Annotated in this window: 28 protein-coding genes; 18 read left to right on the plus strand and 10 right to left on the minus strand. The window is 71.9% G+C overall.

From position 1 onward, the window contains the following. Positions 1–8: 8 nt before the first annotated feature. Complete coding sequence (locus tag AB0M83_RS36500; protein ID WP_364524290.1) at positions 9–1,079, minus strand: TetR/AcrR family transcriptional regulator; 1,071 nt, start codon at positions 1,077–1,079, stop codon at positions 9–11. 86 nt (positions 1,080–1,165) lie between these two features. Between AB0M83_RS36500 and AB0M83_RS36505 the strand changes: the two genes are divergently transcribed. Then, positions 1,166–2,335, plus strand: a complete 1,170-nt coding sequence (locus AB0M83_RS36505; RefSeq protein ID WP_364524292.1) for a cytochrome P450 — start codon at positions 1,166–1,168, stop codon at positions 2,333–2,335. Here AB0M83_RS36505 and AB0M83_RS36510 read toward each other — a convergent pair. Then, entirely contained in the window at positions 2,318–3,094 is a 777-nt protein-coding gene (locus tag AB0M83_RS36510; protein ID WP_364524294.1) for a TetR/AcrR family transcriptional regulator, read from the minus strand. The genes AB0M83_RS36505 and AB0M83_RS36510 overlap by 18 nt on opposite strands. Before the next feature lie 79 nt (positions 3,095–3,173). Between AB0M83_RS36510 and AB0M83_RS36515 the strand changes: the two genes are divergently transcribed. From AB0M83_RS36515 to AB0M83_RS36535, 5 genes are all read left to right on the plus strand, one after another. After that, positions 3,174–4,103, plus strand: coding sequence for an ATP-binding cassette domain-containing protein (locus tag AB0M83_RS36515; RefSeq protein WP_364524296.1), 930 nt, complete (start codon positions 3,174–3,176; stop codon positions 4,101–4,103). Next, positions 4,100–4,882 (plus strand): ABC transporter permease, encoded by a 783-nt coding sequence (locus AB0M83_RS36520; RefSeq protein ID WP_364524298.1) that lies wholly within the window; start codon positions 4,100–4,102, stop codon positions 4,880–4,882. Before AB0M83_RS36515 ends, AB0M83_RS36520 begins: the two co-directional genes overlap by 4 nt. A 44-nt stretch (positions 4,883–4,926) precedes the next feature. Further along, the gene (locus AB0M83_RS36525; protein WP_364524300.1) at positions 4,927–7,443 is read left to right on the plus strand and encodes a DEAD/DEAH box helicase; all 2,517 of its coding nucleotides are present in this window, start codon (positions 4,927–4,929) and stop codon (positions 7,441–7,443) included. Further along, the gene (locus AB0M83_RS36530) at positions 7,440–8,537 is read left to right on the plus strand and encodes an SWF/SNF family helicase (RefSeq protein ID WP_364524302.1); all 1,098 of its coding nucleotides are present in this window, start codon (positions 7,440–7,442) and stop codon (positions 8,535–8,537) included. Before AB0M83_RS36525 ends, AB0M83_RS36530 begins: the two co-directional genes overlap by 4 nt. A gap of 201 nt (positions 8,538–8,738) precedes the next feature. Continuing rightward, the gene (locus tag AB0M83_RS36535) at positions 8,739–9,314 is read left to right on the plus strand and encodes a DinB family protein (protein WP_364524304.1); all 576 of its coding nucleotides are present in this window, start codon (positions 8,739–8,741) and stop codon (positions 9,312–9,314) included. Here AB0M83_RS36535 and AB0M83_RS36540 read toward each other — a convergent pair. Beyond that, a complete protein-coding gene (locus tag AB0M83_RS36540; protein ID WP_364524306.1) occupies positions 9,311–10,321 on the minus strand; it encodes an aldo/keto reductase in 1,011 nt (336 codons plus the stop codon). The genes AB0M83_RS36535 and AB0M83_RS36540 overlap by 4 nt on opposite strands. 84 nt (positions 10,322–10,405) lie before the next feature. Between AB0M83_RS36540 and AB0M83_RS36545 the strand changes: the two genes are divergently transcribed. After that, positions 10,406–10,978 (plus strand): helix-turn-helix domain-containing protein, encoded by a 573-nt coding sequence (locus AB0M83_RS36545; RefSeq protein ID WP_364524308.1) that lies wholly within the window; start codon positions 10,406–10,408, stop codon positions 10,976–10,978. Here AB0M83_RS36545 and AB0M83_RS36550 read toward each other — a convergent pair. Further along, on the minus strand, positions 10,962–12,176 hold the full coding sequence (locus AB0M83_RS36550) for an FAD-dependent monooxygenase (RefSeq protein ID WP_364524310.1): 1,215 nt from the start codon (positions 12,174–12,176) through the stop codon (positions 10,962–10,964). The genes AB0M83_RS36545 and AB0M83_RS36550 overlap by 17 nt on opposite strands. 77 nt (positions 12,177–12,253) lie before the next feature. Here AB0M83_RS36550 and AB0M83_RS36555 point away from each other — a divergent pair, with 77 nt between their 5' ends. Next, positions 12,254–12,784, plus strand: a complete 531-nt coding sequence (locus tag AB0M83_RS36555) for a helix-turn-helix domain-containing protein (RefSeq protein WP_364524312.1) — start codon at positions 12,254–12,256, stop codon at positions 12,782–12,784. Position 12,785: 1 nt separating this feature from the next. Here the strand turns inward: AB0M83_RS36555 and AB0M83_RS36560 are convergent, their stop codons facing one another. From AB0M83_RS36560 to AB0M83_RS36570, 3 genes are read right to left on the minus strand one after another with little or no spacing between them, the layout of a single operon-like run. Continuing rightward, positions 12,786–14,408 carry an acyl-CoA dehydrogenase family protein gene (locus AB0M83_RS36560; protein WP_364524314.1) on the minus strand — a complete coding sequence of 541 codons (1,623 nt, stop codon included), beginning with the start codon at positions 14,406–14,408 and terminating at the stop codon, positions 12,786–12,788. Further along, complete coding sequence (locus AB0M83_RS36565) at positions 14,392–14,997, minus strand: TetR/AcrR family transcriptional regulator (RefSeq protein ID WP_364524316.1); 606 nt, start codon at positions 14,995–14,997, stop codon at positions 14,392–14,394. Before AB0M83_RS36565 ends, AB0M83_RS36560 begins: the two co-directional genes overlap by 17 nt. A gap of 33 nt (positions 14,998–15,030) precedes the next feature. After that, positions 15,031–15,990 (minus strand): SRPBCC family protein, encoded by a 960-nt coding sequence (locus tag AB0M83_RS36570; RefSeq protein ID WP_364524318.1) that lies wholly within the window; start codon positions 15,988–15,990, stop codon positions 15,031–15,033. Between the two features lie 53 nt (positions 15,991–16,043). Here AB0M83_RS36570 and AB0M83_RS36575 point away from each other — a divergent pair, with 53 nt between their 5' ends. Beyond that, positions 16,044–17,018 carry an SDR family NAD(P)-dependent oxidoreductase gene (locus AB0M83_RS36575; RefSeq protein WP_364524320.1) on the plus strand — a complete coding sequence of 325 codons (975 nt, stop codon included), beginning with the start codon at positions 16,044–16,046 and terminating at the stop codon, positions 17,016–17,018. Here AB0M83_RS36575 and AB0M83_RS36580 read toward each other — a convergent pair. Continuing rightward, a complete protein-coding gene (locus AB0M83_RS36580; RefSeq protein WP_364524322.1) occupies positions 17,015–17,575 on the minus strand; it encodes a cupin domain-containing protein in 561 nt (186 codons plus the stop codon). The two genes, AB0M83_RS36575 and AB0M83_RS36580, sit on opposite strands and share 4 nt — an antisense overlap. A gap of 44 nt (positions 17,576–17,619) precedes the next feature. On the opposite strand from AB0M83_RS36580, the gene AB0M83_RS36585 reads away from it, so the two are divergent. The 5 genes from AB0M83_RS36585 (at position 17,620) to AB0M83_RS36605 (ending at position 20,922) form a co-directional block, all read left to right on the plus strand. Further along, entirely contained in the window at positions 17,620–18,135 is a 516-nt protein-coding gene (locus AB0M83_RS36585; RefSeq protein WP_364524339.1) for an N-acetyltransferase family protein, read from the plus strand. Positions 18,136–18,166: 31 nt separating this feature from the next. Further along, a complete protein-coding gene (locus tag AB0M83_RS36590; RefSeq protein ID WP_364524324.1) occupies positions 18,167–18,616 on the plus strand; it encodes an SRPBCC domain-containing protein in 450 nt (149 codons plus the stop codon). Beyond that, positions 18,613–18,945, plus strand: a complete 333-nt coding sequence (locus AB0M83_RS36595) for a helix-turn-helix domain-containing protein (RefSeq protein ID WP_364524326.1) — start codon at positions 18,613–18,615, stop codon at positions 18,943–18,945. Before AB0M83_RS36590 ends, AB0M83_RS36595 begins: the two co-directional genes overlap by 4 nt. A gap of 12 nt (positions 18,946–18,957) precedes the next feature. Beyond that, a complete protein-coding gene (locus tag AB0M83_RS36600) occupies positions 18,958–19,398 on the plus strand; it encodes an SRPBCC domain-containing protein (protein WP_364524328.1) in 441 nt (146 codons plus the stop codon). 540 nt (positions 19,399–19,938) lie between these two features. Further along, positions 19,939–20,922, plus strand: a complete 984-nt coding sequence (locus AB0M83_RS36605; RefSeq protein ID WP_364524341.1) for a tyrosine-type recombinase/integrase — start codon at positions 19,939–19,941, stop codon at positions 20,920–20,922. A gap of 59 nt (positions 20,923–20,981) precedes the next feature. Here AB0M83_RS36605 and AB0M83_RS36610 read toward each other — a convergent pair whose 3' ends face one another. Beyond that, entirely contained in the window at positions 20,982–21,362 is a 381-nt protein-coding gene (locus AB0M83_RS36610) for a hypothetical protein (protein ID WP_364524330.1), read from the minus strand. 66 nt (positions 21,363–21,428) lie between these two features. On the opposite strand from AB0M83_RS36610, the gene AB0M83_RS36615 reads away from it, so the two are divergent. Beyond that, positions 21,429–22,220, plus strand: coding sequence for a glycerophosphodiester phosphodiesterase (locus AB0M83_RS36615; protein WP_364524332.1), 792 nt, complete (start codon positions 21,429–21,431; stop codon positions 22,218–22,220). Positions 22,221–22,223: 3 nt separating this feature from the next. On the opposite strand, the gene AB0M83_RS36620 is transcribed toward AB0M83_RS36615, so the two are convergent. After that, on the minus strand, positions 22,224–22,895 hold the full coding sequence (locus AB0M83_RS36620; protein ID WP_364524334.1) for a transglycosylase family protein: 672 nt from the start codon (positions 22,893–22,895) through the stop codon (positions 22,224–22,226). Between the two features lie 246 nt (positions 22,896–23,141). Between AB0M83_RS36620 and AB0M83_RS36625 the strand changes: the two genes are divergently transcribed. From AB0M83_RS36625 to AB0M83_RS36635, 3 genes are all read left to right on the plus strand, one after another. Continuing rightward, the gene (locus tag AB0M83_RS36625) at positions 23,142–24,542 is read left to right on the plus strand and encodes an MFS transporter (RefSeq protein WP_364524336.1); all 1,401 of its coding nucleotides are present in this window, start codon (positions 23,142–23,144) and stop codon (positions 24,540–24,542) included. A gap of 68 nt (positions 24,543–24,610) precedes the next feature. Next, on the plus strand, positions 24,611–25,375 hold the full coding sequence (locus AB0M83_RS36630) for a thymidine kinase (RefSeq protein ID WP_364524338.1): 765 nt from the start codon (positions 24,611–24,613) through the stop codon (positions 25,373–25,375). Positions 25,376–25,599: 224 nt separating this feature from the next. Then, a complete protein-coding gene (locus AB0M83_RS36635; protein WP_003081521.1) occupies positions 25,600–25,947 on the plus strand; it encodes an RNA polymerase-binding protein RbpA in 348 nt (115 codons plus the stop codon). Positions 25,948–26,222: the final 275 nt, after the last annotated feature.

The raw sequence follows: 26,222 nt of genomic DNA on the forward strand, positions 1-26,222 counted from the left end.
CCGCCGGTTCACCCACCCGACGAACGGCCGGGCCCGGGACCGACAGCTGCCGCGTGGCAGGCGCCGTACCCCTCGGCGCGCACGACGATCCGGCCGCCTTCGACGCGGATGGCCGTCTCGGTGGCGTCGCTGACCGCGGTGACGCCGGCGGCCGCGGCGAGCTCGCCGGTCGCGTCGCAGACGAGCCGCAGGCGGGGCCGTTCCGGGGGCGCGATGGCCTGGTCGAGGCAGCCGCGCAGGTCGGCGACGGCGAGCCGGGCCAGCGGGGCGAGTTCGCCGGGGTCGCTGGTGACGAGGACGGCGGTGACGTCGGCGCCGGCGCGCACGGCTTCTTCGAAGGCGGCGGCGCGGTGCAGGCCGAGGATGGTGACGACGCCGTCACCGGGCCGGAACGGTGCGCCGGTCAGCAGGTCGGTGGCCGCGGGCGGGGTCCACGGCTGGTCGGCGGGCCGGATCTGGCTCGTGATCGGCGGAACGGCCGGCCAGTCGTCGCTGAGGTCGAGGTCGAGCAGCGCGGTGCAGGCGGAGACGATGTGGAACGGCTCGCCGAAGCCGGGCGCGGCGGCGGCGAGCTGGCTCGCGCCGTGCAGCGTGGTGAGGGCGGCTTCGGCGACGCGGACCAGGCGCCGTCCCGGGCGCAGCCGTTCCAGGGCGAGCCCGAGCAGGATCGCCTCGACGCGCATGAGCTGCGCGAACGGCCGTCGTGTGTGCTCGTCGGCGAGGATCTCGGGCAGCAGGTCGCGGCCGAGGCGGGCGTCGCCGCTGTCGTCGTCGGTGGCCAGGGGCAGGCGTGCGACCCACGCGCGCGCGAACGCGGCCAGGACGTCGGCCGCGGTGGGGTGCGGCGGTGGTGTGGCGGGCCGGGGTGCCCGTTCGGCGAGATCGGCCAGGACCGCGAAGTACAGGGCTCGTTTGCCGGGGAAGTTGGAGTAGACCGCGCCGCGGGTGAGCTCGGCGCGTTCGGCGATGACGTCGATCTTCGCGTCGCGGAAGCCGCGCCGGGCGAACTCGTCGCGGGCGGCGGAGAGGACCTTCGCGCGGTTGCGCTCCTGGGTCTCCGTCCTGCTGAGCCTGACCATCGTCCTCCTTGCCGCGGCGTCGCCAGTCAAGATACCGTGACCACTGAGATGATCAGAACATCTGATGTGAACATGTGGAGTTGCGGATGACCCCCGAAATCGACCTGACCGACCTGAAGGTCCTCACCGACCCGTTCACCGCCTACGACCAGGCCCGGGAAGTGAGTGCGGTGGCGAAACTCGTCATCCCCGGCTTCGGCCCGTTCTGGGCCCTGACCCGCTACACCCAGGCCCGCGCGATGCTCGCCGACCCGCGGTTCGAGGTGCGGGCGGAGAGCTTCATGCGCCCTCCCGGCATCCCTGCGCACTGCCTCGAGTACATGCGGACGATGGCCGAACAGGACGGGCCCGAGCACCTGCGGCTGCGCCGGCTCGTGGCGCCGGCGTTCACCCCGAGACGTGCCGCGCGGCTGCGGCCACGGCTGGTGACGCTCACCGAGCGGCTGCTCGACGAGCTGCCCGCCCACGCCGAGGACGGTGTCGTCGATCTGGTGCCGCACTTCGCGCGGCCGCTGCCGATGGACGTCATCTGCGAGATGACCGGCATTCCCGAAGCCGACCGGCCGCGCTGGCGGGAGTACGGCGCCGCGGTCGCCGGCGGGGTGGGCCCGGACTTCGCCGCCGCGATCCCGGAGATCATCGAGGGCGCGAAGGAGGCGGTGGCGCGCAGCCGGGCCGAACCGGGCGACGACCTCATCGGTGACCTCGTGCGAGCCGAGGACGACGACCGGCTCACCGACACCGAGCTGGTCACGCTGGTCTGGCACCTCGTGCTGGCCGGGCAGACCCCGGTGAACCTGATCGCGAACGCCGTGGAAGCCCTGCTGCGGCACCCGGAACAGCTCGCGGCGCTGCGTGCGGATCCGGCGTTGTGGCCGGGCGCGGTCGAGGAGCTGATGCGCTTCTGCAGCCCGCAGCTGCTGACCACGCCCCGCTTCGCCCGGGAAGACGTCGAGATCGACGGGCAGGTGATCCGCGCGGGCGAGCGGGTGACGGCCGCGATGGTGGCCGCCGACCGCGACCCCCGGGTGTTCGCCGACGCGGACCGGCTCGACGTCACCCGCGAAGGGTCCGCGCAGCTGGGGTTCTCGCACGGCCCGCACTTCTGCCTGGGGGCGTCGATCGCGCGGGTGGAGACGGAGGTGGCGCTTTCGGCGCTCTTCGCCCGCTTCCCGGACCTGGCGCTCGCCGGCGACGTGCCGCGCGCGCCCGACGGCGGGACGTGGCGTCCCGCGGAACTACTGCTGACGCTCTGACACCAGCGCCTCGATGCCGTCGAGGACGCGGGCGAGGCCGAAGCGGAAGGTGTAGGCCGGGTCTTCCGCGGCGTTGTGGGCCTCGCCCGCGGCCTGGCCGACCCGGGAGGCCAGGGGGTAGTGCTCCGTGGCGGCCGCCGGGATCCCGGCCAGCACCGGCGCGGCGCGCTCCCACCACTGGGCGTCGGTCAGTCCGCTGGTGCGGACCAGGCGGGCGGCGTCGAGCGAGCTGCGCGCGGTGGTCCGGACCAGGCCGGTGACGAGGGCGACGGCGGCGTCCATCTCGACGTCGTCGAGCCCGATGCCCTCGACCGCGCGCAGCTCGTGTTCGTACTTGGCGAAGCTGTGCGGGCCGAGCGCCGAGCGGCTGGTGGTGACCTGCAGCAGCCAGGGGTGGCGGTGGAACAGCGCCCACTGGGCCTCGGCGATGGCGGTCAGCGCTTCGCGCCAGCCGAGGTCGGGGTCGGAGACCGGCAGCTCGCCGTGGGCGTGGTCGATCATCAGGTCGAGCAGCTCGGCGCGGCCCGGCACGTAGGTGTAGAGCGACATGGGGGAGACGCCGAGCTGCTCGGCGACGCGGCGGATGGTGACGGCGTCGATCGTGTCGGCGTCGGCCAGCGCGATGGCCGTGCGCACGACGTCGGCCGTGGTCAGCTTGGGTTTCGGGCCGCGCCGCGGGGGTCCGGGGACGCCCCAGAGCAGCTCGATCGCCCGTCGCGGGTCGCCGCCGCCGTTGTCCTCCGTGCTCACGCCGCTCATTCTGCTCACCTGATCCTCGTACGACGTACAGAGTTGTGCTAACCTGTACTTCGTACATAGTACAGAGTTAAGGGGGAGGATGACTCCGCAGATCCACGCCGAGGGACTTCGCAAGCGCTACGGCGACGCGTACGCCCTCGATGGGTTCGATCTCTCGGTCCCGGCCGGGTCGCTGCACGGCCTGCTGGGCCCCAACGGCGCGGGCAAGACCACAGCCGTCCGCGTGCTCTCCACGCTGCTGCGCCACGACGGCGGCACCGCCCGGGTCGCCGGCTTCGACGTCGCCACCGAAGCAGCGAAAGTGCGCTCCTCGATCGGGCTGGTCGGGCAGCAGGCAGCGGTCGACGAACTGCTGTCCGGGCGGCAGAACCTGGTGCTGTTCGGCCGGCTGCACCACCTGGGCCGGCGCGAAGCCACCCGACGCGCCGACGACCTGCTGGAGCGGTTCGAGCTCGCGGACACGGGCTCGAAACCGGTCTCGGCGTACTCCGGCGGGATGCGCCGGCGGCTGGACCTGGCGGCGTCGCTGCTGGCCGCCCCGCGGGTGCTGTTCCTCGACGAGCCGACGACCGGGCTGGACCCGCGCAGCCGCATCGAGGTCTGGCGGGCGGTGCGGTCCCTCGTCGCCGACGGCACGACCGTGCTGCTCACCACGCAATACCTGGAGGAAGCCGACCGGCTGGCCGACCGCATCTCGCTGGTGGAGCACGGCCGGGTGATCGCCGAAGGCACCCCGGCCGAGCTGAAGGGTTCGCTCGGTGCGACCCGGATCGAACTGGTGCTGACCGATCCCGACGTCGTCGGCGCGGCCGCGGCGTTGCTGGCCCGGGTCACCGGGGCCGAGCCGGTCACCGACGAGCTGCGGGTCAGCGCACCGGCCGAAGCGGCGATGCTGACCGGCGTGGTGCGCGAGCTGGGGGCGGCGGAGCTGGCGGTCGCCGACGTGGCGCTGCGGCACCCGACGCTCGACGAAGTGTTCCTGGAGCTGACGGGGAAGGTGCCGCGATGAGATGGGCGCTCGAAGACGGCTGGACGCTCACCCAGCGGTACCTCGCCCACTTGGCGCGGCGGCCCGCCCGGCTGGCCACCGTGGTGGCGTTCCCGATCCTGATGGTGCTGATCTTCGCCTACCTGCTCGGCGGCGGGATGACCGTGCCCGGCGGCGGGTCCTACCGCGAGTTCCTGATGCCGGGGATGTTCGCGATGACGATGGCCTTCGGGCTGTCGGGCACCATGATCGCGGTGCTGGACGACGCCGCCAAGGGCGTCACCGACCGGTTCCGGTCGCTGCCGATGGCGCCCTCGGCAGTGCTCACCGGCCGGGTCGCGGCGGACCTGGTGAACGCGGTCCTCGCGCTGGTGGTGCTGCTCGGGTGCGGGTTCGCCGTCGGCTGGCAGCCGCACGGCAGCCCGGCCGAGACGTTCGCCGCGTTCGGGTTGCTGCTCCTGCTGCGGACGGCGTTGGTGTGGGCCGGGATCTACCTCGGCCTGCTGACCACCGATCCGTCGATGGTGACGCTCGCGCAGACCCTGGAATTCCCCTTCGGGTTCCTTTCGAGCGCGTTCGTGGCGACCGCGACGATGCCGGCGTGGCTGGGAACCGTGGCGGAGTGGAACCCGTTGTCCTCCACGGTGACGGCGGCGCGGGTGCTGTTCGGCAACCCGGGCGCGGCCGGGACGTCCTGGGTGAGCGCGCACTCCGTGCTCATGGCGGTGGTGTGGCCGCTGGTGCTGCTCGCGGTGTTCGTGCCGTTGTCCGTGCGCCGATACGAAAGGCTGGGGAACTGAACGCCGACTTCGAACCCGGAGAACCCCCACGCGCGGGACGGCTGGTGCTCGGCGGGCGCCGGCTGTCCCTGGTGGACGGACTACCGGAACTGCTGAGGGCCGACGACCCCGATCCCGCCACGGCGTTCTGGGCGACCGCGGCGAGGGCCGCGCTGCGGCTCGTCGCGGCGGGCCGGCTGCTGCCGGGCGTCACCGCGGCCGGCTACGACGCCTGGCGTGCCGGACCGCTCGAACCGGCGGAAGCCGCGTGGCTGCGGGATCTCGCGGCCGCGATGCCGGCGGACGAACGGGCGCCGGGGCCGCTGCTGCGGGCGTTCCTCGACGCCGTCGCCGACACCCTGCCCCGCACGCCCGCCGCGGCGAAGGCGGCCGGGACGCGGCTGTTCGCCGCCGTCGCGCCCCAGCGGGCGGAGCCGGTGCGGGACTGGGCCGACGAGCTGGCCGCCGGGCTCGACTCGGGCATCCGGGTGTCGCTGCGGGTCGAGGCGCCCGGCGGCTTCGAGGCCGGCCGCTTCCACGCCGTCGTGCAGGTGCACAGCCTCGCCGAGCCGGGCCAGGTCGCCGACGCGGCGCAGCTGTGGGAGACGGGGCGGTTCGGGCCGCGGGCGCGCATCGACGTCGTGCTCGCGCTGCGCCGGGGCGCGCAGGTGTGGCCGGCGCTGAGCCCGCTGCTCACTTCGGCGGTGCCGGACGAGCTGACCCTGGGCGAGGACGACGTCACCGAGCTGGTCGCGGCCGCGGCCCCGCAGCTCGCGGCGGTGGGCATCGACGTGCACTGGCCGGCGGAACTCGCGGGGTCGCTGACCGCGCGGGCCGTGGTGAACGCCGGGGACGCACCGGGTGACCTGCCGTCGTTCTTCGGCGGTGGCCGGGCGCTGGAGTTCGACTGGCAGCTCGCCCTGGGCGGTGAGGTGCTGACCGCGGCGGAGCTGGACGCGCTCGCCGAGGCCCGCCGGCCGGTGGTGCGGCTGCGCGACCGCTGGGTGCTGGTCGACCCGGCGCTGGCGCCGAAGGCCCGCGAGCGGACGCTCAAGCCGCTGACGCCGGTCGACGCGCTGGGCGCGGTGCTGACCGGGACCACCGAGGTGGACGGCGAGCCGGTCGAGGTCGTCACCGAGGGCTGGCTCGCGCGGTTGCGGGAACGGCTGTCGGCGGCCCCGGAGCCCGAGGTGCCGCCGGCCGGGCTGGCCGCGACGCTGCGGGACTACCAGCTGCGCGGGCTGCAGTGGCTGGCCACGGTGACCGGGCTCGGCCTCGGCGGCTGCCTCGCCGACGACATGGGCCTGGGCAAGACGGTCACGCTGATCGCGCTGCACCTGCACCGCGCGTCCGGGCCGACGCTGGTGGTCTGCCCGGCGTCGCTGCTGGGCAACTGGGAACGCGAGATCCGCCGGTTCGCCCCGGGCGTGCCGGTGCGGCGCTTCCACGGCAGCGCGCGGTCGCTCGAGGAACTCGACGGGTTCGTGCTCACCACCTACGGCACGCTGCGCACCGATCCCGCGCCCTTGGCCGCGGTCCGGTGGGGGCTGCTGGTCGCCGACGAAGCCCAGCACGTCAAGAACCACCGGTCGGGCACGGCGAAGGCGCTGCGGCTGGTGCCCGCGGCCGCGCGGGTGGCGCTGACCGGCACGCCGGTGGAGAACACGCTCTCGGAGCTGTGGGCGATCCTCGACTGGTCGGCACCGGGGCTGCTGGGGTCGCTGAGCGAGTTCCGGGCGCGGTGGGCGAAACCGATCGAGGCCGGGGATCCCGCCGCGGCCGAGCGGCTTTCGCGGTTGCTGCGGCCGTTCCTGTTGCGGCGCCGCAAATCCGATCCGGGGATCGCGCCCGAGCTGCCGGCGAAGACCGAGACCGACCGGCCGGTGGCGTTGAGCCCGGAGCAGGCGGCGCTGTACGAGGCGGTCGTGCGGGAAATGATGGCCGACATCGCCGCGAGCGACGGGATGGCCCGGCGCGGCCGGATCGTCAAGCTGCTGACCGCGCTCAAGCAGATCTGCAACCATCCGGCGCAGTACCTCAAAGAGCCCGGCGGCCGCTCCGGGAAGCTGGAGCTGCTCGACGAACTGCTCGACACGATCCTCGCCGAGGGCGGCGCGGTGCTGGTGTTCACCCAGTACGTCGCCATGGCGCGGCTGCTGGAACAGCACCTGGCCGCGCGGGGGATCGGCACGCAGCTGCTGCACGGCGGCACCCCGGTCGCGCGGCGCGAAGAGCTCGTCGAGCGGTTCCAGGCCGGCGAGGTACCGGTGTTCCTGTTGTCGCTCAAGGCGGCCGGCACCGGGCTGAACCTCACGCGCGCCGACCACGTCGTGCACTTCGACCGCTGGTGGAACCCGGCGGTGGAGGACCAGGCGACCGACCGGGCGTACCGGATCGGGCAGACCCGGCCGGTGCAGGTGCACCGGCTCGTCGCCGAGGGCACGGTCGAGGACCGGATCGCGGCGATGCTGCGGGAGAAGCGGGCGCTGGCCGACGCCGTGCTGGCCGGTGGCGAGGCGGCGCTGACGGAACTGACCGACACCGAGCTCGCGGAGCTCGTCGAGCTGAGGAGCCGCGGATGAGCGACGAGGCGGTACGCGGGTTCCCCGCGTTCGGAGCGGCCGGGCGCTCGGCCCGCTCCTGGTGGGGCCGGGCCTGGGTGAGCGCGATGGAGGACACCGCGCTCGACCTGGGGCAGCTGAAGAAAGGCCGCAAGTACGCCGCGGCCGGGCTGGTCGGGCCGATCACGGTGAGCCCGGGCCGGATCGCGGCGGCGGTCGACGACGTCGACGGCGGCCCGTTCCACACCGAGCTGCGGCTGGCGGAGTTGTCCGAAGTGGACTGGACGCGGTTCCTCGACCGGGTCGCCTCGCGGGCGGGGCACCTGGCGGCGCTGTTGGACCGGGACATGCCGCACGACCTGGTGGCGGCGGCCGACGACGCCGGCGTCCACCTGCTGCCCGGGATCGGCGACCTGGACCCGGAGTGCGACTGCGCGGGCTGGGAGCTGCCGTGCCGGCACGCGGCGGCGTTGTCGTTCCAGGCGTCGTGGCTGCTGGACGCGGACCCGTTCCTGCTGTTGCTGATGCGCGGCAAGGGTGAGCGGGAGATCCGCGAGGAGCTGGAGAGCCGCACGGCGCCGCGGGTGGACCTGGTCGTCGAGGACCGGACGCCGGGAGAGCTCCCGGATCTCGCGGGGTTCCAGCCGTCGGGGGCGCCGTCGATCCCGGCCGCGCCGGGAGTGCCCGCCGACGCCTTCGCCCTGCTGGCGGCGAACGCTTCGGCTCAGGCCGCGGCCGTGCTGGCGGGCGAGCCGTGGCCGGGACGGCGCCACGACACGGTCCGGCTGGCCGCGGAGTTCCCCGCGGCGGCTTCGCGGCTGGGCGAGGGGCCGGAGTTCGAGCGGGCGGTCGCGGCGTGGACCCACGGCGGCCCGGCGGGTCTCGAGGTGCTGGATGCGCCGTGGACGCCCCCGAAGGCGGCGCTGGCGGCCGCGCGGGCCGCGCTCGCCGACGTCACCGACGAGGAGCCGGTGTTCGACCGCAACCGGTGCACGGCCGGGGAGGTGCAGGTCCGGCTGGACCGGCGGGGCCGGTGGCACCCGTACCGGCGCGAGGGCGGCGAGTGGTGGCCCGCGGGTCCGCCGGAGTCCGATCCGGGGCTGCTGCTCGGCTGATTCCCGGACGCTTCTTCACGGGGTGAACCCCTGCCTGGACAGGGATTTTCGTAGGATCGCGCGGTATCCAGCGTCGTCCCCGGTGTCTCCTCTCCCCAACGGCGGGGTTCCCGCCGGGCCCACTGGGGGTGCGGGCGCGCGGGTGCTGACACCTCGCGCGCCCGCCCTTTTTTGTCGGTGCCCGCCGCTAGCGTGCGCGCCATGGACGCCATTGCCGCCGATCTGCACCGGTACCTCCAGGAGAAGCGCGAGAGCGTGCTCGCGTCGTTGTCCGGGTTGAGCGAGTACGACATCCGTCGCCCGATGACCCCGACGGCCACCAACCTGCTGGGCCTGGTCAAGCACCTGGCCGGCGGGGAGCTCGGCTACCTGGGCGACTGCGTCGGCCGCTCGGCCCCGGTCCGGCTGCCGTGGGTCGAGGACGGGTCGATCTGGGACAGCGCGGACATGTGGGCCACCGCGGAGGAGACCCGCGAGGAGCTGGTCGAGCTGTACCGGACCGCGTGGCGGCACACCGACGAGTCGATCGAGCAGCTGCCGCTGGACGCGCCGGCATCGGTGCCGTGGTGGCCGGAGGAGCGGCGGAAGACGACGTTCGGCTCGCTGCTGGTGCGGGTGACGGCGGAGGCGGGGCACCACGCGGGCCACGCCGACATCGTCCGTGAGCTGATCGACGGCCGCGCGGGCGGCGACCACGACGACATCGGGGACGCCGCCTGGTGGGCTCAGTACCGGGAGCGGGTCCAGGGCGCGGCGGACAAGTTCCGCTCGGTCTAGGCCGCGGCGCGTTCGGCGAGCGGCCGGCGCCGCAACCCCGGCCGCTCCAGTGCCGGAGGCTGGTAGGCCTGGTCGAGCGTGCCGACGTCGGTGCCCGGCGGGACGATCTCGTCGATGCGGTCGAGGATGTCGTCGGAGAGGGTGACGTCGAGGCCGGTCAGCAGATCGTCGAGGTGGGCCATCGTGCGGGCGCCCAGCAGCGCGCTCGTCACGTCGGGGTGGGTGATGGCGAACGCCATCGCGAGGTGGGTCATGGGCAGGCCGGCTTCCGCGGCGAGGGCGGTGAACTTCGCGACGACGTCGAGCCGGGTTTCGTCGTTGAGGTGGCGGACCAGGGCGGCGCGGCGCAGTTCGTCGTGCGGGCGGCCGGTGAGCAGTCCTTGGCCGAGCGGGCCCCAGACCAGGGTGCCCATGCCGAAGCGGCGGCTGACGGGCAGGATCTCGCGTTCGATGCCGCGGTTGAGCAGGGAGTAGACCGGCTGCTCGGTGTGGAACCCGGTGAGGCCGTGGCGTTCGGCGGCCCAGTGGGCTTCGACGATGCCGGACGCGGGGGTGCCGGACGCGCCGATCGCGCGGACCTTGCCGCTGCGCAGGAGGTCGGTGAGCGCGGCGAGGGTCTCCTCGATGTCGGTGCCGGGGTCGGGCCGGTGCAGCTGGTAGAGGTCGATGTGGTCGGTCCGCAGGCGCCTGAGCGAGTGCTCGACCGCGGTGACGATCCAGCGCCGTGACGCGCCCTGGTGGTTGGGGTCCTGGCCGGTCGGGCGGCCGAACTTGGTGGCGAGCACGACGTCGTCGCGCCGGCCCTCCAGTGCCTTGCCGACGACCTCTTCGGAGTCGCCGTAGGCGTCGGCGGTGTCGATGAAGTTGATGCCGGCGTCGAGTGCTTTGTGGAGGACGCGAGCTGAGTCTTGGGGGTCGGCGTTGCCGACCGAGGTCGCGAACATCAGCGTGCCCAGGGCGTAGGGACTGACCTTGATGCCGGTCCGGCCCAGGGTGCGGTACTGCATGGGGACTCCTCGGGTAGCCTTAAGCGGAAAGCTTTTCCGCAACTATACGGAAAGCCTTTCCGCTTAGCTACCCCGAGGAGGGTCATGACCGAGAGCGCCGCACCGCGCCGGCGGCGTGCCGACGCCCAGCGCAACGTCGACGCACTGCTCGAAGCGGCGAAGAGGGTCTTCGCGACCTCAGGAGTGGACGCGCCCGCGAAGGAGATCACCGACCTCGCCGGGGTCGGCGTCGGCACGCTGTACCGGCACTTCCCGCAGCGTGCCGACCTGATCGCGGCGGTGCTGCACCGCGAAATCGACGTCGTGGCGCAGGCCGGACCGGCGCTGAGCGCCCGCCACGAGCCGGGCGAAGCGCTGCGGAAGTGGCTGCGCCGCTACACCGATTTCGTCGGCACGAAGCGGGGGTTCGCCGCGGCCCTGCATTCGGGCGACCCGGCGTTCGACGCGCTGCCCGGCTACTTCATGGAGCGGATGGAACCGGTCCTGGGTGCCCTGCTGGGCGCGGCGGCCGCGGCGGGGGAGGTCCGCGCCGACGTCAGCGCGAAGGACCTCCTGCACGCCGTGGCTCTGCTGTGCCAGCCGGTGCGCGGCGAAGACCTGGAGTACAACCAGCGGATGGTCGCGATCCTGACCGACGGGCTCAGCGCACGGACGTGACCGCGTAGTCCTTGACCCGCATCGAGTCGTGCATCCGCACGCCGCCGGTGTTGAGCTTCGCCAGCGCCGTCGTGACACGGGCCGGCAGGGCCGAGACGAGCTGGCCGCCGCGCGCCAGCGCCCACACCCCGGCGCGGGAACCGGGGATCAGGCTCCGGGCGGCACCGACGGCGAACGCCCGGCTCTTGCGCACCAGCTCGCCCATTTCCCTTTCGTAGGCGGCGAAAGCGCGTTCGTGGTCGCCGCCCGCCGCGGCCAGCTCGCCGGCCAGGACGTAGGCGCCCAGCACCGCGAGGCTGGTGCTGCCGCCGACCGCCGGGCCGGGGCAGTAGCCGGCGTCGCCGACGAGCGTGACGCGCCCGCGTGACCACGAGTCGAGCCCGAGCTGGGTGATCGAGTCGAAGTAGAACGGGCCCGGGCCGGTCAGCGCGGCCAGCCAGCCGTCGACCTGCGGGTGCATCCCCGCGTAGGCCTCGCGCAGCAGCTCTTGCTGCCGCGCGACGTCGCGGTGGTGGTAGTCGAGCGGCTCGTCGCGGCGGAACAGGAACACCGCGCGGGCTTCGTCGAGGTGGCGGGCGCTGTACACGCCGGCGGTCCGGCCCGGGCCGAGGTGCAGGACCGTTTCGCCGTCGCCGAGACCGGTGGTGTCCGGCATGGAGAGCACGGCCAGGTAGGCGCCGATGAACTTCGTCAGGCCGGCTTCCTCGCCGAAGACCAGGCGGCGCACGTTCGAGTGGAGCCCGTCGGCGCCGACGACGACGTCGAAGCGCCGCGGCGCGGCGTGCTCGAAGGTGACGTCGCCGTCGGGGGAGATGCTGGTGATCGAGTCGCCGAAGAGGTACTCGGCGTCGTCGCGGCCGGCGTCGTAGTAGATCTCGCTGAGGTCGTCGCGCATGATCTCGGCGTGCCGGTCGGAGGTGGCGCGGTAGATCTTCGTCAGGTCCACCCGCACCGGGCGGCGCGCGCCTTCGCGGTGCAGTGTCATCCGGGTGGTGCCGGTCTTGCGGGCTTCGACGCGCGGCAGCACGCCCATCCGTTCGGTGATGTCCATGGCGGGCCGGAACAGGTCGACGGCGTGGCCGCCGGTCTTGCGCAGCGCCGGGGCGCGTTCGACGACCGTGACGTCGAAGCCGTGGCGGGTGAGCCAATAGGCGAGCACCGGACCCGCGATGCTGGCGCCCGAGATCAGAATCCGCATGAGTACCTCCCTGACTTAACGGTAGGTAAGTTGTACCACAGGTCCTTACCTATCGTTAAGTCAGTTATGCTGGGGTCGTGCCGAAACCCTCCGACACCAAGCAGCGCATCCTCGACGTCGCGCGCGAGCTATTCACCACCCAAGGCGTGCAGCGCACCAGCCTGCAGGACATCGCCGACCGGCTGGGCATCACCAAGCCCGCGCTCTACTACCACTTCCCCTCGCGCGACGAGCTGGTCCGCAGCATCGTCCAGCCCATGCTCGACGACGGCGAGAACTTCCTCCTCGGCCAGGAAGCCCGCGGGGACGCGCCGGTACGGGAGCTGATCGAAGGGTTCTTCGACTTCAACTACCGCCACCGCGCGGACGTCATCATGCTGCTGGCCGAGATGCCGACGCTGGCCGACCTCGGGCTCATCGACAAGGCCCTGGGCTGGCGCACCCGCCTCACCCGCCTCATCTGCGGCCCCGATCCGACGCTCGAGCAGCAGGCACGGGCGATCCTGGCACTGGGCGGCCTGCAGGACGTCTGCATGCAGTTCCCCGACGTCCCGGTGGAAGAGCTCAAGGCCGCGGCGGTCGCCGGCGCCCTGGACGCGCTGGGCTGACTCAGCGCACCGCCGCGCGGTCGATGATCGCGCCCGTGTCCACCCCGGCCGGCAGCGTGCCGAACGCGATGCCCCAGTCGCCGCCGAAGCGGGACGCGCAGAACGCGTCCGCGACCGCCGGGTGCCCGTGGCGCACCAGCAGCGATCCCTGCAGCACCAGCGCCATCGCCTCGACCACCCGCCGCGCCCGGTACTCGATCGCGTCGAGGTCGGTCAGCTCCTTGCGGACGCGGTCGACGGCGTCGTCCAGGCGTGCGTCGCCGCCGGCCGCCTGCTCGACCTCGGCGAAGAACGCCGCGACCGACTCCGGCTGCTTTCCCATGGCGCGCAACGCGTCCAGCGCGGCGACGTTGCCCGAGCCCTCCCAGATCGACGACAGCGGCGCCTCGCGGTAGAGCCGCGGCATGCCCGACTCCTCGACGTAGCCGTTGCCGCCGAAGCACTCGAGCGCTTCGGCCGCGTGCATCGGCGCCCGCTTGCACACCCAGTACTTTGACACCGCCAGGCCGAGTCGCCGGAACGCCTGCTCCTGCTCGTCGTCACGCCGGTCGCCCGCCGCGGCCAGCCGCATCGCCACCGTCGTCGCCGCCTCGGACTCGACCACGAGATCCGCGAGCACGTTCGCCATCAGCGGCTGGTCGACCAGCGCCTTGCCGAACGCGTGCCGGTGCGTCGCGTGGTGGATCGCCCGCACCGCACCGAGCCGCATCCCGGACGCGCTGCCGAGCGTGCAGTCCAGGCGGGTGTTGTTGACCATCTCGATGATGGTCCGGACCCCACGGCCCTCTTCGCCGACGAGCCAGCCGACGGCGTGGTCGTACTCGATCTCCGAGGACGCGTTGGACCGGTTGCCCAGCTTGTCCTTCAGCCGCTGCAGCCGGATCGGGTTGCGCGAGCCGTCGGGCAGGACGCGGGGGAGCAGGAAGCACGAGAGCCCGCCGGGCGCCTGGGCGAGCGTCAGGAACATGTCCGACATCGGCGCGGAGGTGAACCACTTGTGCCCGACGAGGGTGTAGCTACCGTCGGCACTCGGGGTGGCCGTGGTCGTGTTGGCGCGGACGTCGGAGCCGCCCTGCTTCTCGGTCATCGACATGCCCGCGATCAGGCCGCGTTTGGTGCTCGGCTCGCGCAGCCCGAAGTCGTACTCGGTCGCCGCCAGCAGCGGCTCGTACCGCGCGGCCAGCTCCGGGTTGGCCCGCAGCGCCGGAATCGCCGCGTACGTCATCGAGATCGGGCAGCTGTGCCCGGCCTCGACCTGCCCCCAGACGTAGAACTTCGCCGCCCGGGCCGCGTGCACGCCTGCGCGAGGGTCCTGCCACGGCGTGCCGTGCAGGCCGTGCGAGACCGCGACGGTCATCAGGTCGTGCCAGTAGGGGTGGAACTCGACCTCGTCGATCCGGTGCCCGTACCGGTCGTGGGTGCGCAGCACCGGCTCGTTCTCGTTGACCACCCGGCCCCACTCCTGGGCCTGCTCGCTCCCGGCCAGCCGGCCCAGCTCGTGCAGCTCGTCCGACGCCCAGCCCGCACCGGCCCGCTCGAGCCCGGCCAGCAGCGTCGGGTCGTCGGCGACGTCGTGGCCCTGCAGCGGCGGGACCTGGTTGGTGACCTCATGCGTGGCGGGCATCGGAACCTCCTAGAGCGCGAACGACGAACGTGCGGAGCTCGGCGACGTCACCGGCGTTACCGCTGGTCAACGGGCCGATCAGGACTTCGGCGGCGGCACCCACCAGCGCGGCGGCGGTGAGCCGGCCGTCCTGCGGCGGCAGCGCACCCGCTTTGACCCCGGCCGCGACGTGCTCGGCGACGACCTCGGTGAACGCCCGCCGGAACTCGAGCCGTTCGGCATCGATCCGCGCGTCGACCGGTTCGGCCAGCAGGGCGTAGGCCTGCCTCGGGGCTTTCAGGGCGCGCTGGGCGAAGGTCTCGAACACCGCCAGGACGCGCTCGGCGGGCTCGCCGGGCCGGGCGGACGCGGCCCGGACGGCCTCGACCTCCCGCGTCACGACCTGCCGGAACACGTGCACGACCAGGTCGGCCTTGGTGGGGAAGTGCCGGTAGACGCTCCCGACGGCCACCCCGGCCCGCTCGGCGACGGCGGAGACGGAGCAGCCGCTGTAGCCGTGCTCGGCGAGCTGTTCGGTCGCCGCGGCGACGATCGTCTCGCGCTGGGCGTCGAGGCGTTCCTGGACCTTCGGGGTGCGGCGGTAGGGCACGGCAAGAAGTGAAGCACTGATTCATTGCTTCAGTCAACGCTCCAAGAGCCGCTTCGCACCCCGGACCTCAGCCTCGACGTCGGCTCGCAGCTTCCGCCGCAGCACGGGCTCTGCCAGCCAGCGCAGGGGAGCGGCGAACCCGAACGCGATCCGCCGGGTCACCCGGATCCCGCCGTCGGCCGGCACGCACGCGAAGGACGCTTCGAACGTCGAGAACCGCCGGGCCAGCCGGTTCTCCGGCCGGTCGGGGAGGCGCACGTCCACGCGCTCACCCGGCGTCAAGGTCATCCGCGACACGATCTTCGGGCCCGGCCCCAGCCCGGGCAACGCCGAACGGAACCGGAACTCGGTGACGTCCCCGTCCCGCTGCACCCAGTCGATCCGGCCCAGCTTGCGGTCGACCTCCGCGTACCGCCGCGGGTCCATGACCAGCTCGAGAAAGGCATCCGCAGTGCACGACACGGTCTCTTCCACGGTCACTTCCACCATGGCAAAAGAGTAGTTCCTGACTATGGCTCGAACAGGCGGCCTTCGGTCAAGGCGCCCCACATGCGCGCGCCCGAGGAACGCCCGCACAGCCCGCGGCGACCGCAGCTCCACGACATCCACACCGGACACCGCCAGCGCTCGCCGCACCTTCGGCAGGTGCCGCGAACGGCAGGTCAGCAGCCACGACCAGAAGTCCCACCGCTCGCGCCCCCGCCGCAACGCCCGCCACGCACACCGCGGCGGCGACAGGTTCAGCAGCACCGCCGTGTCCGCCGCCGCGGCCCGGACCTCCAGCGCGTCGTACGGACCGAGGTCACCGTCGAGGATCCACCGCGGACCCGCGACCAGCTCCCGCTGCCGCGCCACCCAGTCCGCCCGCGACAACCCCGCCGGCCAGAACACGCTGTCCAGCTCCACCACCGGCAACCCGGTCCGCGCCCCGAGCCGCCGGGCGAACGCCGACTTCCCGGACCCGCCGCAGCCCAGCACCAGAACCCGCTCCACACCGCCATTCTCGCCCTTGCCCTGGAGCGCGCTCCAGCTCCTACGGTCGGACCATGACCACTCCGCAGCACAAGATCGGCTCCGGTTTCGGCGCCACCAGCACCGCGGCCGAAGTCCTCGCCGGCCTCGACCTGACCGGAAAGCTCGCTCTCGTCACCGGCGGCTACTCCGGCATCGGACTGGAGACCACCCGCGCCCTGGCAGGCGCCGGCGCCCACGTCATCGTTCCCGCTCGCCGGCCCGCCAGGGCCGAGGAAGCCCTTGCCGGGATCGGGAACACCGAGGTCGGCGAACTCGACCTCGCCGACCTCGCCAGTGTCCACGCCTTCGCCGGCCGCTTCCTCGCCACCGGCCGCCGCCTCGACCTCGTCGTCGGCAGCGCCGGCGTCATGGCCTGCCCCGAAACGCGCGTCGGCCCCGGCTGGGAAGCCCAGTTCGCCACCAACCACCTCGGCCACTTCGCCCTGGTCAACCACCTCTGGCCGGCCATCGCCGACGGCGCCCGCGTCGTGGCCGTGTCCTCACGCGGCCACCACTTCTCGCCGATCCGCTGGGACGACGTCCACTTCGGACACGGCTACGACCGGTGGCTCGCCTACGGACAGGCCAAGACCGCCAACGTCCTGTTCGCCGTCCACCTCGACCGGCTCGGCCGCGACCGCGGGGTGCGAGCCTTCGCCCTGCACCCCGGCTCGATCATGACCAACCTCCTGCGCCACGTCCCGCGGGACGAGTGGCGAGCGAACGGCTGGGTCGACGAACACGGCAATCCCACCAGCTACTTCAAAACACCCGAAGCCGGTGCCGCCACCCAGGTCTGGGCCGCCACCTCGCCCCGGCTCGACGGCCTCGGCGGGGTCTACCTCGAAGACTGCGACGTCGCCGAGCCCGCCCTCGAAGAAGACGGCGTCACCCCCGTCCGCCACCGCGTCGGCGTCCGCGGCTACGCCATCGACCCCGAGCAGGCCGCGCGACTCTGGGCGCTGTCGGCCGAACTGACCGGCGTCGACGCCATCACGCCGAGCTAACGGCCGGCCCGCGGCACCAGCGCCACCAGGTACCGGCAGGGGAGCGACCCCGGGTTCGCGAACACCCGCTCCGGCGCGGTCCCCAGCTGCAGGCAGTCCCCGGCGTCCAGCTCGTGCACCTCGGCGCCTTCCCGCAGGCGCAGGTGCCCGTCCAGCACCCAGATCTGCTGGTGCAGGAACGCGCTCGCGAGCAGCGGCACCTCGGCACCCGCGGGCAGCTCGATCTCGACCAGCTCCAGCGGGCGGCCGGCGGCGGGGGAGACCGCGCGCCGCCGGTACCCGGTGTCCGGATCCACCCACACCGGCTGCTCGGCCGCGCGCACCAGCCGTCGTTCGTCGCCCTCGGCTCGCGCGATCAGCTCCGAGAGCGTCATCCCGAGCGCAGCCGACAGCTTCGCCAGCAACGCCGCCGTCGGCTGCACGTCGCCTCGCTCGATCTTGCCGATCATCGCCCGCGAAACCCCGGACGCCTCGGCCAGGGCGGCCGCGGAGAGCCCCAGGGACGTCCGCGCCGCGTGCACGGTGGTGGCCAGGCGAGCGGTCAGGGGATCGGTCATGGGTTGATACTATACGACCATATCTGGCTACCATGTGAGCCATGCTGATCCGAGACGCCCTCCCGGCCGACGCCGCCGCCTGCGCCGCCCTCTACGCGCCCTACGTCACCGACACCGTCATCTCCTTCGAGACCGAGCCGCCCTCCGCCGCCGAAATGGCCCGGAGGATCGACGAGGCCCACGCCTGGTTCGTCCTCGAAGACGAAGGCCGCGTCGCCGGCTTCGCCTACGCCCACCGCTTCGCCGAACGCGCCGCCTACCGGTGGTCGTGCGAGACGAGCATCTACCTCGAACGCGGCCGCCGCCGCACCGGCGCCGGCCGCGCGTTGTACGAGACACTCTTCGAACGCCTGCGGGACAACGGTTTCTACCGCGCCTTCGCCGGGATGACTCTCCCGAACGACGCCAGCGCGGGCCTGCATCGCGCACTCGGGTTCGAACCCGCGGGCGTCTACCGCCGGGTCGGCTGGAAGCACGGCGCGTGGCGCGACGTCGCCTGGGTCCAGAAGGACCTTCATGCAACCGATGGTTGCGTATCGCCGCCGGCACCGCTAACGTGACACGCAACCAAACGTTGCACAAGGAGCCGGCATGGAACACGGAACCCTCGACCGCGAAATCCACATCGACGCCACCCCCGAAGTCGTCTTCGACGTCGTCAGCAGCCCCGAACACCTCCGCGAATGGTGGCCCGACGAGGCCGAATACCCCGTCGAAGCCGGGGGAGAAGGCCGCATCGGCTTCGGCGGCACCTGGGTCCGCTTCACCGTCGTCGACGCCGTACCCCCGAAACTCTTCTCCTTCCGCTGGACCCACGCCGACGGCGAGACCGCCGAACCCGGCAACTCGTTCCTCGTCGTCTTCGAACTCGAGCCCTCGGGCACCGGCACCCGCCTCCGGATGACCGAAACCGGCTTCCGCGAACGCGGCTGGGACGAAGCCAAGATCGCCGCCGAGTACGCCGACCACGTCAGCGGCTGGGACCACTTCCTGCCCCGCCTGCCCGGCTACGCCGCCAAGGTCGGAACGACGGCCCCGTGAGCACCGCCGTGGACGACGACCTCTGGTCGGCCATCGGCGACCCGACCCGCCGCCGCCTGCTCGACCTGCTCCTCGACGACGGCAGCGCCACCGCGACCAGCCTGAGCGAACACCTCCCGGTGACCCGCCAGGCCGTCGCCAAACACCTCGCCGTCCTCGACCGCGCCGGCCTCGTGCACGCGACACCCGCCGGCCGCGAAAAGCACTACCGCGTCGACGAAGCCCAGCTGGCCCGCGCCGTCGCGCAGCTCGCCGACGTCGGCGCCGCCTGGGACGCCCGGCTCCGCCGCATCAAGCGCATCGCCGAGACCATCCAGAAGAACCTCTAGAGAGGCACGACCATGGACATCCTGCACCGCATCGGCATCGAGAAGTCCTCACCCGAGAAGGTCTACGAGGCACTCACCACCCTCGACGGCCTGTCGGCCTGGTGGACCGAGAAGGCCGTGGGGGACACCGACCTCGGCGGCGTCATCGCGTTCCGGTTCATCCCGGGCGGGTTCGACATGAAGGTCGTCGAACTCGACCCGGGCCGGCTCGTCCGCTGGGAAGTCGTCGACGGGCCGCCGGAGTGGATCGGCACGACCATCCGCTGGGAGCTCGAACAGCGCGGCGACTACACGATCGTCCTCTTCAAGCACGAAGGCTGGCGCGAGCCGGTCGAGTTCATGCACCACTGCAGCACGAAGTGGGCCGTCTACCTCCTGAGCCTCAAGCAGCTCGCCGAGACCGGGGAGGGCGCCCCGAGCCCACGGGACGTGATGATCAGCGACTGGCACTGACCTTACTTGACATAATGTACATTATCGGCACTTGAGGACACGCCATGGCGGAGAGCCGGGAGGGGCGCCGACGGCCGGGTTGGCCGGAGGTGCGTCCGGTTCGCCAGGACGGCTCCTGTTGAGGTTTCTCCAGCGGCGTCTCCTGTCACCGGGCCCAGATGACCCCTGAGGGCGTCTCCGGAGGCCGCAGTCGGATCCCCTGAGACCGTGGATCCGATGCGCTGCCACCCGACCTCAAAACGTCACGGTGACGAAACCAAGAAGGTCGTAGACGGCGTCGCAAGCCGGCAGTTGGCGAAGTTGACGTCTTTGGAGGCTTCGCCCGCCGGCCCCGAAGGAATCTCAGGCGGTCCCCGCAGCGGTCGAACATATGTGCGCATTCCCGCCGCGCGTGCCGAAGGGGCGGATCCGGGCCTCGAAGACGTCATCGAGAGAGCCTGGATCCCCCGGGAGGTCATTCCGGGCTAAATCGACATTTCATGCATAATAGTGATTATGCATGAAACGGGCGGTGACCCGGCGACCGGAATTGTCGGTGGTGTGCTGTACAAGATCCACATGAAGGTTTCCGAGGCCCAGCAAGCCTTCTTCGCGGCCCGCCGGCCCCGCAAGGACTCCCCGCACACCACCGACGCCTACCGCCGTGACCTCGCCGGGATCACCACTCTCCTGGTTTCGGAGCTCGGCCGCCCGGCCGAGGACCTGGAGGTCGCCGATCTGACCGGGCCGGCGCTGCGGGCGGTGTTCGGCGTGTTCGCCGACGGGCACGCGAAGAGCTCGGTGCTGCGTGCCTGGTCGACGTGGAACCAGTTCCTGACGTTCTGCGTGGCGGACGGGCTGCTGGAGGGCAACCCGATGGGTGCGGTGGCGCGGCCGCGGACGCCGGCGTTGACGCCGAAACCGTTGCGGGGTGAGGAAACCCCGGAGCAGTTGCTGTCGGCGGCGGCCGCGGGTTCGCGGCGCGCGCGGGATCCGTGGCCGGAGCGGGACGTGCTGGTGATCGCGCTGGGGCTGGTGGCGGGGTTGCGGGCGGCGGAGATGCGGGCGCTGACGGCGCGGTCGCTGGTGGGGCGTGCGGGTGAGCTGCGGTTGCACGTGACGGGGAAGGGCAGCCGGGATCGGTCGATCCCGGTGCAGCCGGTGCTGGCGGAGCTGATCGAGCGGTACCGGGAGTCGTGCCGGGTGCGGTTCCCGAGTGTGCGGTTCTCCCCTGGTTCGCCGTTGCTGCTGGACCGGTCGGGTGAGCCGATCGGGCGGGGTGCGCTGGAGTACCTGGTGAAGTCGTGTTATCGGGGGGCGGGGTTGCACGACCGGGTGCCAGTGGGCGCGAACCTGCACGCGTTGCGGCACACGTTCGCGACGCGGTTGGCGGAGGACGGGGCGACGGCGTCGGAGATCATGGCGTTGCTGGGGCACGCGAGTTTGGCGACGAGTCAGAACTACATCGAGGCGACGGGCCGGGAGCAGCGTGCGGCGGCGGCGAGCAACCGGACGTACCGGGCGTTGGACGGTCTGGGGTCGTGAGTGTTGAGGTGCGGTTCTAACCCTCCTGAGCACTCACGAGGTCTCCCCCGCGCGGGTGGTCAGCGGAGTTGTTCGAGGTCCTTGGCGGCGCGGGCGATTTCGTGGGCGAGGCTGCGCAGCTCCCCCGCGTCGGCGCCGTCGTCGGCCGCGGTGACGATGTCTTCCGCGGCGCAGCGGAGCTGGAACAGCCGGTCCTGGAGGGCGGCGACTTCGGTGTCGGACAGGACGACGGCGTCTTCGGGCAGTCCGCTGCGCTGCAGTGCGGTGCGGCGTTCGTAGGCGCGCTGGCGGCAGGACTGGCCGCAGTAGCGGCGGCGGCGGCCGACGTTGCCGCCTTCGGGGAGGCGTCGTCCGCACCAGCCGCAGTGCCGGGGCGCGCCGCGGCGGGCGGGCACGACTTCGGCGGGGACGGGCTGGGCTAGTTCGGCGGCTTCCCTCACCAGGGAGACCCTAGCTGGCCACCGGTTGCTCATGCCGGGGTCATGGCGGAAGGGCACACTTGGGGGATGCAGGCGTCGTTTCCGTACCTGGCTGATCCGCTCCCCCGTGCGTTCGCTCACCGGGGGTGGCACCTCGATGAGCTCGAGGGGCTGGAGAACTCGCTGCCGGCGTTCCGGCGGGCGTGTGCCGAGGGGTACCGGTACCTCGAGACGGACGTGCACGCGACGGCGGACGGTGTGGTGGTCGTGCACCACGACGCGAACCTGGACCGGACGACCGACGGGTCGGGGCCGATCGCGACGCAGACGTGGGAGCAGCTGAAGCACGTCAAGGTCGGGGGGAAGGTTCCGTTGTCGCGGCTGGAGGACGTGCTGGAGGAGCTGCCGGGCGCGCGGTTCAACATCGATGTGAAGGCGAATCAGGCGGTGGAGCCGTTCGTGCGGGTGCTGGAGCGGACGGGGGCGTACGACCGGGTGGCCGCGGCGGCGTTTTCGGACGCGCGGCTGGTGCGGTTGCGGAAGCTGGCGGGGCCGAAGCTGGCGACGGCGGTGGGGCCCCGGTCGGCGTTCGTGCTGTGGAGCTGTGGGCGGTTCCCGTTGTTGCCGCTGCGGCGGCTGGTGCTGGGTGCGATGGCGCAGGTGCCGGTGCGGCAGGGAGCGTTGAAGGTGGTGGACAAGGCGTTCCTGAAGGTGGCCGGGCGGTGCGGGATCGAGGTGCACACGTGGACGATCGACGATCCGGCGGAGATGCGGATGTTGCTGGACCTGGGTGTGCACGGGATCGTGACGGACCGGCCGGATCTGCTGCGTGAGGTGCTGATCGAGCGGGGGACGTGGCAGCGGTCGCAGGAGCCGTGAGCGTCAGCGGGGTGGTTTGCCGTTCCAGGCGGCGTCCCAGGTCTTGGGGCCGAGCAGGCCGCTGTCCTTGATGCCGTTGGCGCGCTGGAGGTCCAGGACCGCGGTGCGGGTCTTGGCGTAGTAGCAGCCGGTGCCGGTGAAGCCGTAGCCGAAGGCGTTCATGCGGAGCTGGAAGGCTTTGAGCGGGGCGGCGCAGTCGCCGTAGGCGTAGACGACGCCGGGCCACGGCGGTTTGCCGCCCGGGGGCGGCGGGGTGGGTGCGGGGGCGGGTCCGCCGCCGCCGATGTAGGCGGCTTCGGCGTAGGTGGGGACGCGTTTGCTGCGGGCGTCGGCGTCGCCGGCGAGCTTGAGCATGCCGGCGCACTGCCAGGGTTGCCAGCCGCGCATGCGGTAGAGGTAGAGGGCCCGGTAGTCCTGTTCGGACGGGGCGGCCTGGTCGGGGCGGCCGGTGCCGCCGACGCTGCGCCAGGTGGGCAGGTCGAACTGGTAGGCGCCGTAGTAGCCGTTGCCGGTGTTGGTGGCGTAGCGGCCGCTCGACTCGCACATGCGGAGTTTGGCCCAGGCCGTCGGTGCGGGGTCCGCGGAGGCGACGGCGGGGACGGTGAGCTGCAGACCCAGGGCGGCGATCGCGAGAAGGAAGATTCTCGCGGCGGTGCGTCTCCGGTTCTGGATCATGGGAAGCACAGTAGGAGCGTGTCCCAGTGACCACAAGAGACACACTGCTCGCCTGAGTCTCACACGAAACACTCTTCACGGGCGCCAGCGACACGCGGTCACGCGCGGACCGCGACTTCCCCGTAAGTGGCGGATGAGCACGAAACGACAAAGCGGACACGGTTTCGGGTGGTCCGGTCCCCTGGTTCGCGGCGCCCCAGTAGTCTCCGCGCTGACCTGCTGGTTTTCGAGGTGAAGGAGCCGTGGATGACGCTGGCCGGGACGCGCTCGACCAAGCGCGAGCGCTGGGGCTGGTATTTCTACGACTGGGCTAATTCGCCGTTCTATTCGTCGACGACGACGGTGTTCGGGGCCCTCTCGATGAGCACGATCGCGGCCGAGGACGCGAAGTCGAACTTCACCCTTAACGGGGACCGCGCTTGCCTCGACGCGGCCGGCAAGGCGGACACGCTCCACAACTGCGATGTGACGTTGTTCGGGCTGCACTTCCCCGCCGGTTCGGTGTGGGGCTACCTGCTGTCGGTGGCGACGGTGGTGCAGGTGCTGGTGCTGCCGATCGCCGGTGCGGTGGCCGACCGCAGCCACAACAAGCGCCGGATCCTGGGCGGGTTCGCGTTCCTGGGCGCGGCGGGCGCGGCGGCGATGTTCTTCTTCGCCGGTTCGGACTGGCAGCTGGGCGTGGTGCTGTTCATCATCGCGAACATCGGCTACGGCGGTTCGCTGGTCGTCTACTACTCGTTCCTGGTCGACATCGGCGGGCCGGACGAGCGGGACGACATCTCGGCGAAGGGCTGGGCGTTCGGGTACCTGGGCGGCGGGCTCGCTTTGGTGTTGCAGCTGGGGCTCTACCTCGGCCATGACACGTTCGGGGTGAGCAAGGACACGGCGGTGCAGATCTGCTTCCTGACCTCGGGGCTGTGGTGGGCGCTGTTCACGATCCCCGCGGTGCGGGCGCTCCCCCGCCGGCACATGCCGGTCGACGTCGCTCCGGGGCGGTCGGTGCTGCGGGCGGGGTTCGCGGAGCTGCGGCAGACGGTCGTGGCGGCGAAGGCGTATCCGTTGACGCTGGCATTCCTGGGCAGCTACCTGGTCTTCACCGACGGGATCAACACCGTGGTGACGGTGTCGGCGCAGTACGGCAAGGACGAGCTGGGGTTCGGCAACGAGGTCCTGATCGCGACGATCCTGGTGATCCAGTTCGTGGCGTACCTGGGCGGGACGCTGCACGGGCTGGTGGCGCGGCGCGTCGGGGCGAAGAAGACGATCCTGGGCAGCCTGGTGCTGTGGGTGGTGGTGCTGGCCGGGGCGTACTTCGTGCAGCCGAAGCAGCTGGCGCAGTTCCTGGCGGTGGCTGTGGGGATCGGGCTGGTGCTGGGTGGAACGAATGCGTTGTCGCGGTCGTTGTTCAGCCAGATGATCCCGGCGGGCAAGGACGCCCAGTACTACTCGCTCTACGTGGTGGGTGAGCGCGGGACGTCGTGGCTGGGTCCGCTGCTGTTCGCCGGCGTCGGGCAGGCGACGGGGTCGTTCCGGCTGGCGATCATCGCGCTGGTGGTCTTCTTCGCGGCGGGGTTGGTGCTGGTGTGGCTGGTGCCGGTGCGGCGGGCGATCGTGGCGGCGGGCAACACGCCGCCGGCGGTGCTGTGACGAGGCACGATCGGTTGTCACCCGGGCGGTCCTGAACGACTGTCCAGACACCGATAGGGTCGGGTGTCGTGACCTTGTTGAACGACCGGGCCGGCGGCCCCGATCCGACCGACGCCCTCTCGTCGGTTCCCGCGGCCGGCTCGCGCCGCGGGACGCCGCCGGTGGGCAGGCTGAAGTTCTGCTACGGGCCGATGGACTGCGGGAAGTCGACGCTGGCGCTGCAGATCGACCACAACCACGCGCGTCAGGGCCGGCACGGGCTGGTGCTGGTGCGCCACGACCGGTCGGGCGCGCCGCAGATCTCGAGCCGGATCGGGCTGAGCCGGCAGGCGGTGGAGGTCGGCGAGGACACCGACGTGCGGGACTTGGTGCGGCAGGAGTGGTCGCGCGGGCAGCACGTGGACTACGTCGTGGTGGACGAGGCGCAGTTCCTCTCCCCCGGGCAGGTCGACCAGCTGGCGGAGCTGGCCGACGAGGTCGAGATCGACGTGTACTGCTTCGGGATCGCGACGGATTTCCGGAGCCGGTTGTTCCCGGGGGCCGCTCGCCTGTTCGAACTGGCGGACGAACTGCAGCCGGTTCAGGTGGAGGTGCTGTGCTGGTGCGGGCTGCCGGGACGGTTCAACGCGCGGGTGCTCGACGGCGAGGTCGTGCGTGAGGGCGACACCGTTGTGGTGGCAGATACCGAACAATCCGTAGTTGAATCTTCAGCTTTGGCCGGTTTTGAGGCCGAAAACGCTACTGTGCGTTATCAGGTATTGTGTCGCCGCCACTTTCGAGCGGGTGACTTGGGGCCCGTTACTGGTCATCACGGTCAGTTACGGTTGACCTGACGTGGGTGCCAGTAGCCCATCCGGGGGATATCAGCACTAAGAAGGCCGTATTGACGTCACGCCGAAGCGCGAAACGCCTCCTACTAGAGGAAGCTGATGCCGTTGGGTGACGCAGCTCATCGTGAGCAACGACATGGCAGCCTGGGAATCCTCGGGGGCCCCAAGTCGTTGCATAGGGTGAGCATCACCCAGGCTCCACCCGGAGCTGACTGAAAGGACCCATCATGGCCGACCGTGTTCTTCGTGGAAGCCGGCTGGGAGCGGTCAGCTACGAGACCGACCGCAACCACGACCTCGCCCCACGCCGCACCGTGCGTTACGCCTGCCCGAAGAACCACGAGTTCGAGGTGCCGTTCTCCGACGACGCCGAGATCCCGACGGTCTGGGAATGCCGCCTGCACGGCAGCGAATCGGAGATCGTGGACGGCGGGCAGCCCGAGCAGAAGAAGGTCAAGCCGCCGCGCACCCACTGGGACATGCTGCTCGAGCGGCGCACGATCCCCGAGCTCGAGGACCTGTTGAACGAACGTCTCGCCGAGCTGAAGGGCCGGCGGACCTCCCGGTCTGCCTAAGCCCCTGAGCGTCGGCCCGTAGCCACCGCTCCCACCACAACGGAAAGGCCCCCGCGACCTCCCCCCGCGGGGGCCTTTCGCATGCCCACGGCACCGACCGGCGTACCTGGAGGGTCGGCTCACGTACCCAGGGAGTCGGCTCACGTACCCAGAGGGTCGGTTCGTGAGCCGACCGTCCAGGGACGCGAACCGACCGTCCAGGTACGTGAACCGACCGTCCAGGTACGTGAACCGACCCTCTGGGTACGCGCTATGCCGGCGTGCCGCGGAACGGG

Origin of the sequence: Amycolatopsis sp. NPDC051106 (genome assembly GCF_040682775.1) — a bacterium.
GTDB lineage: Bacteria > Actinomycetota > Actinomycetes > Mycobacteriales > Pseudonocardiaceae > Amycolatopsis.

Bases quoted from the DNA above. Each gene is read 5' to 3' on its own strand.
- AB0M83_RS36500 (WP_364524290.1), bottom strand. From the start codon at position 1,079: ATGGTCAGGCTCAGCAGGACGGAGACCCAGGAGCGCAACCGCGCGAAG.
- AB0M83_RS36505 (WP_364524292.1), top strand. From the start codon at position 1,166: ATGACCCCCGAAATCGACCTGACCGACCTGAAGGTCCTCACCGACCCG.
- AB0M83_RS36510 (WP_364524294.1), bottom strand. From the start codon at position 3,094: ATGAGCGGCGTGAGCACGGAGGACAACGGCGGCGGCGACCCGCGACGG.
- AB0M83_RS36515 (WP_364524296.1), top strand. From the start codon at position 3,174: ATGACTCCGCAGATCCACGCCGAGGGACTTCGCAAGCGCTACGGCGAC.
- AB0M83_RS36520 (WP_364524298.1), top strand. From the start codon at position 4,100: ATGAGATGGGCGCTCGAAGACGGCTGGACGCTCACCCAGCGGTACCTC.
- AB0M83_RS36530 (WP_364524302.1), top strand. From the start codon at position 7,440: ATGAGCGACGAGGCGGTACGCGGGTTCCCCGCGTTCGGAGCGGCCGGG.
- AB0M83_RS36535 (WP_364524304.1), top strand. From the start codon at position 8,739: ATGGACGCCATTGCCGCCGATCTGCACCGGTACCTCCAGGAGAAGCGC.
- AB0M83_RS36540 (WP_364524306.1), bottom strand. From the start codon at position 10,321: ATGCAGTACCGCACCCTGGGCCGGACCGGCATCAAGGTCAGTCCCTAC.
- AB0M83_RS36545 (WP_364524308.1), top strand. From the start codon at position 10,406: ATGACCGAGAGCGCCGCACCGCGCCGGCGGCGTGCCGACGCCCAGCGC.
- AB0M83_RS36550 (WP_364524310.1), bottom strand. From the start codon at position 12,176: ATGCGGATTCTGATCTCGGGCGCCAGCATCGCGGGTCCGGTGCTCGCC.
- AB0M83_RS36560 (WP_364524314.1), bottom strand. From the start codon at position 14,408: ATGCCCGCCACGCATGAGGTCACCAACCAGGTCCCGCCGCTGCAGGGC.
- AB0M83_RS36575 (WP_364524320.1), top strand. From the start codon at position 16,044: ATGACCACTCCGCAGCACAAGATCGGCTCCGGTTTCGGCGCCACCAGC.
- AB0M83_RS36580 (WP_364524322.1), bottom strand. From the start codon at position 17,575: ATGACCGATCCCCTGACCGCTCGCCTGGCCACCACCGTGCACGCGGCG.
- AB0M83_RS36590 (WP_364524324.1), top strand. From the start codon at position 18,167: ATGGAACACGGAACCCTCGACCGCGAAATCCACATCGACGCCACCCCC.
- AB0M83_RS36600 (WP_364524328.1), top strand. From the start codon at position 18,958: ATGGACATCCTGCACCGCATCGGCATCGAGAAGTCCTCACCCGAGAAG.
- AB0M83_RS36615 (WP_364524332.1), top strand. From the start codon at position 21,429: ATGCAGGCGTCGTTTCCGTACCTGGCTGATCCGCTCCCCCGTGCGTTC.
- AB0M83_RS36620 (WP_364524334.1), bottom strand. From the start codon at position 22,895: ATGATCCAGAACCGGAGACGCACCGCCGCGAGAATCTTCCTTCTCGCG.
- AB0M83_RS36625 (WP_364524336.1), top strand. From the start codon at position 23,142: ATGACGCTGGCCGGGACGCGCTCGACCAAGCGCGAGCGCTGGGGCTGG.
- AB0M83_RS36635 (WP_003081521.1), top strand. From the start codon at position 25,600: ATGGCCGACCGTGTTCTTCGTGGAAGCCGGCTGGGAGCGGTCAGCTAC.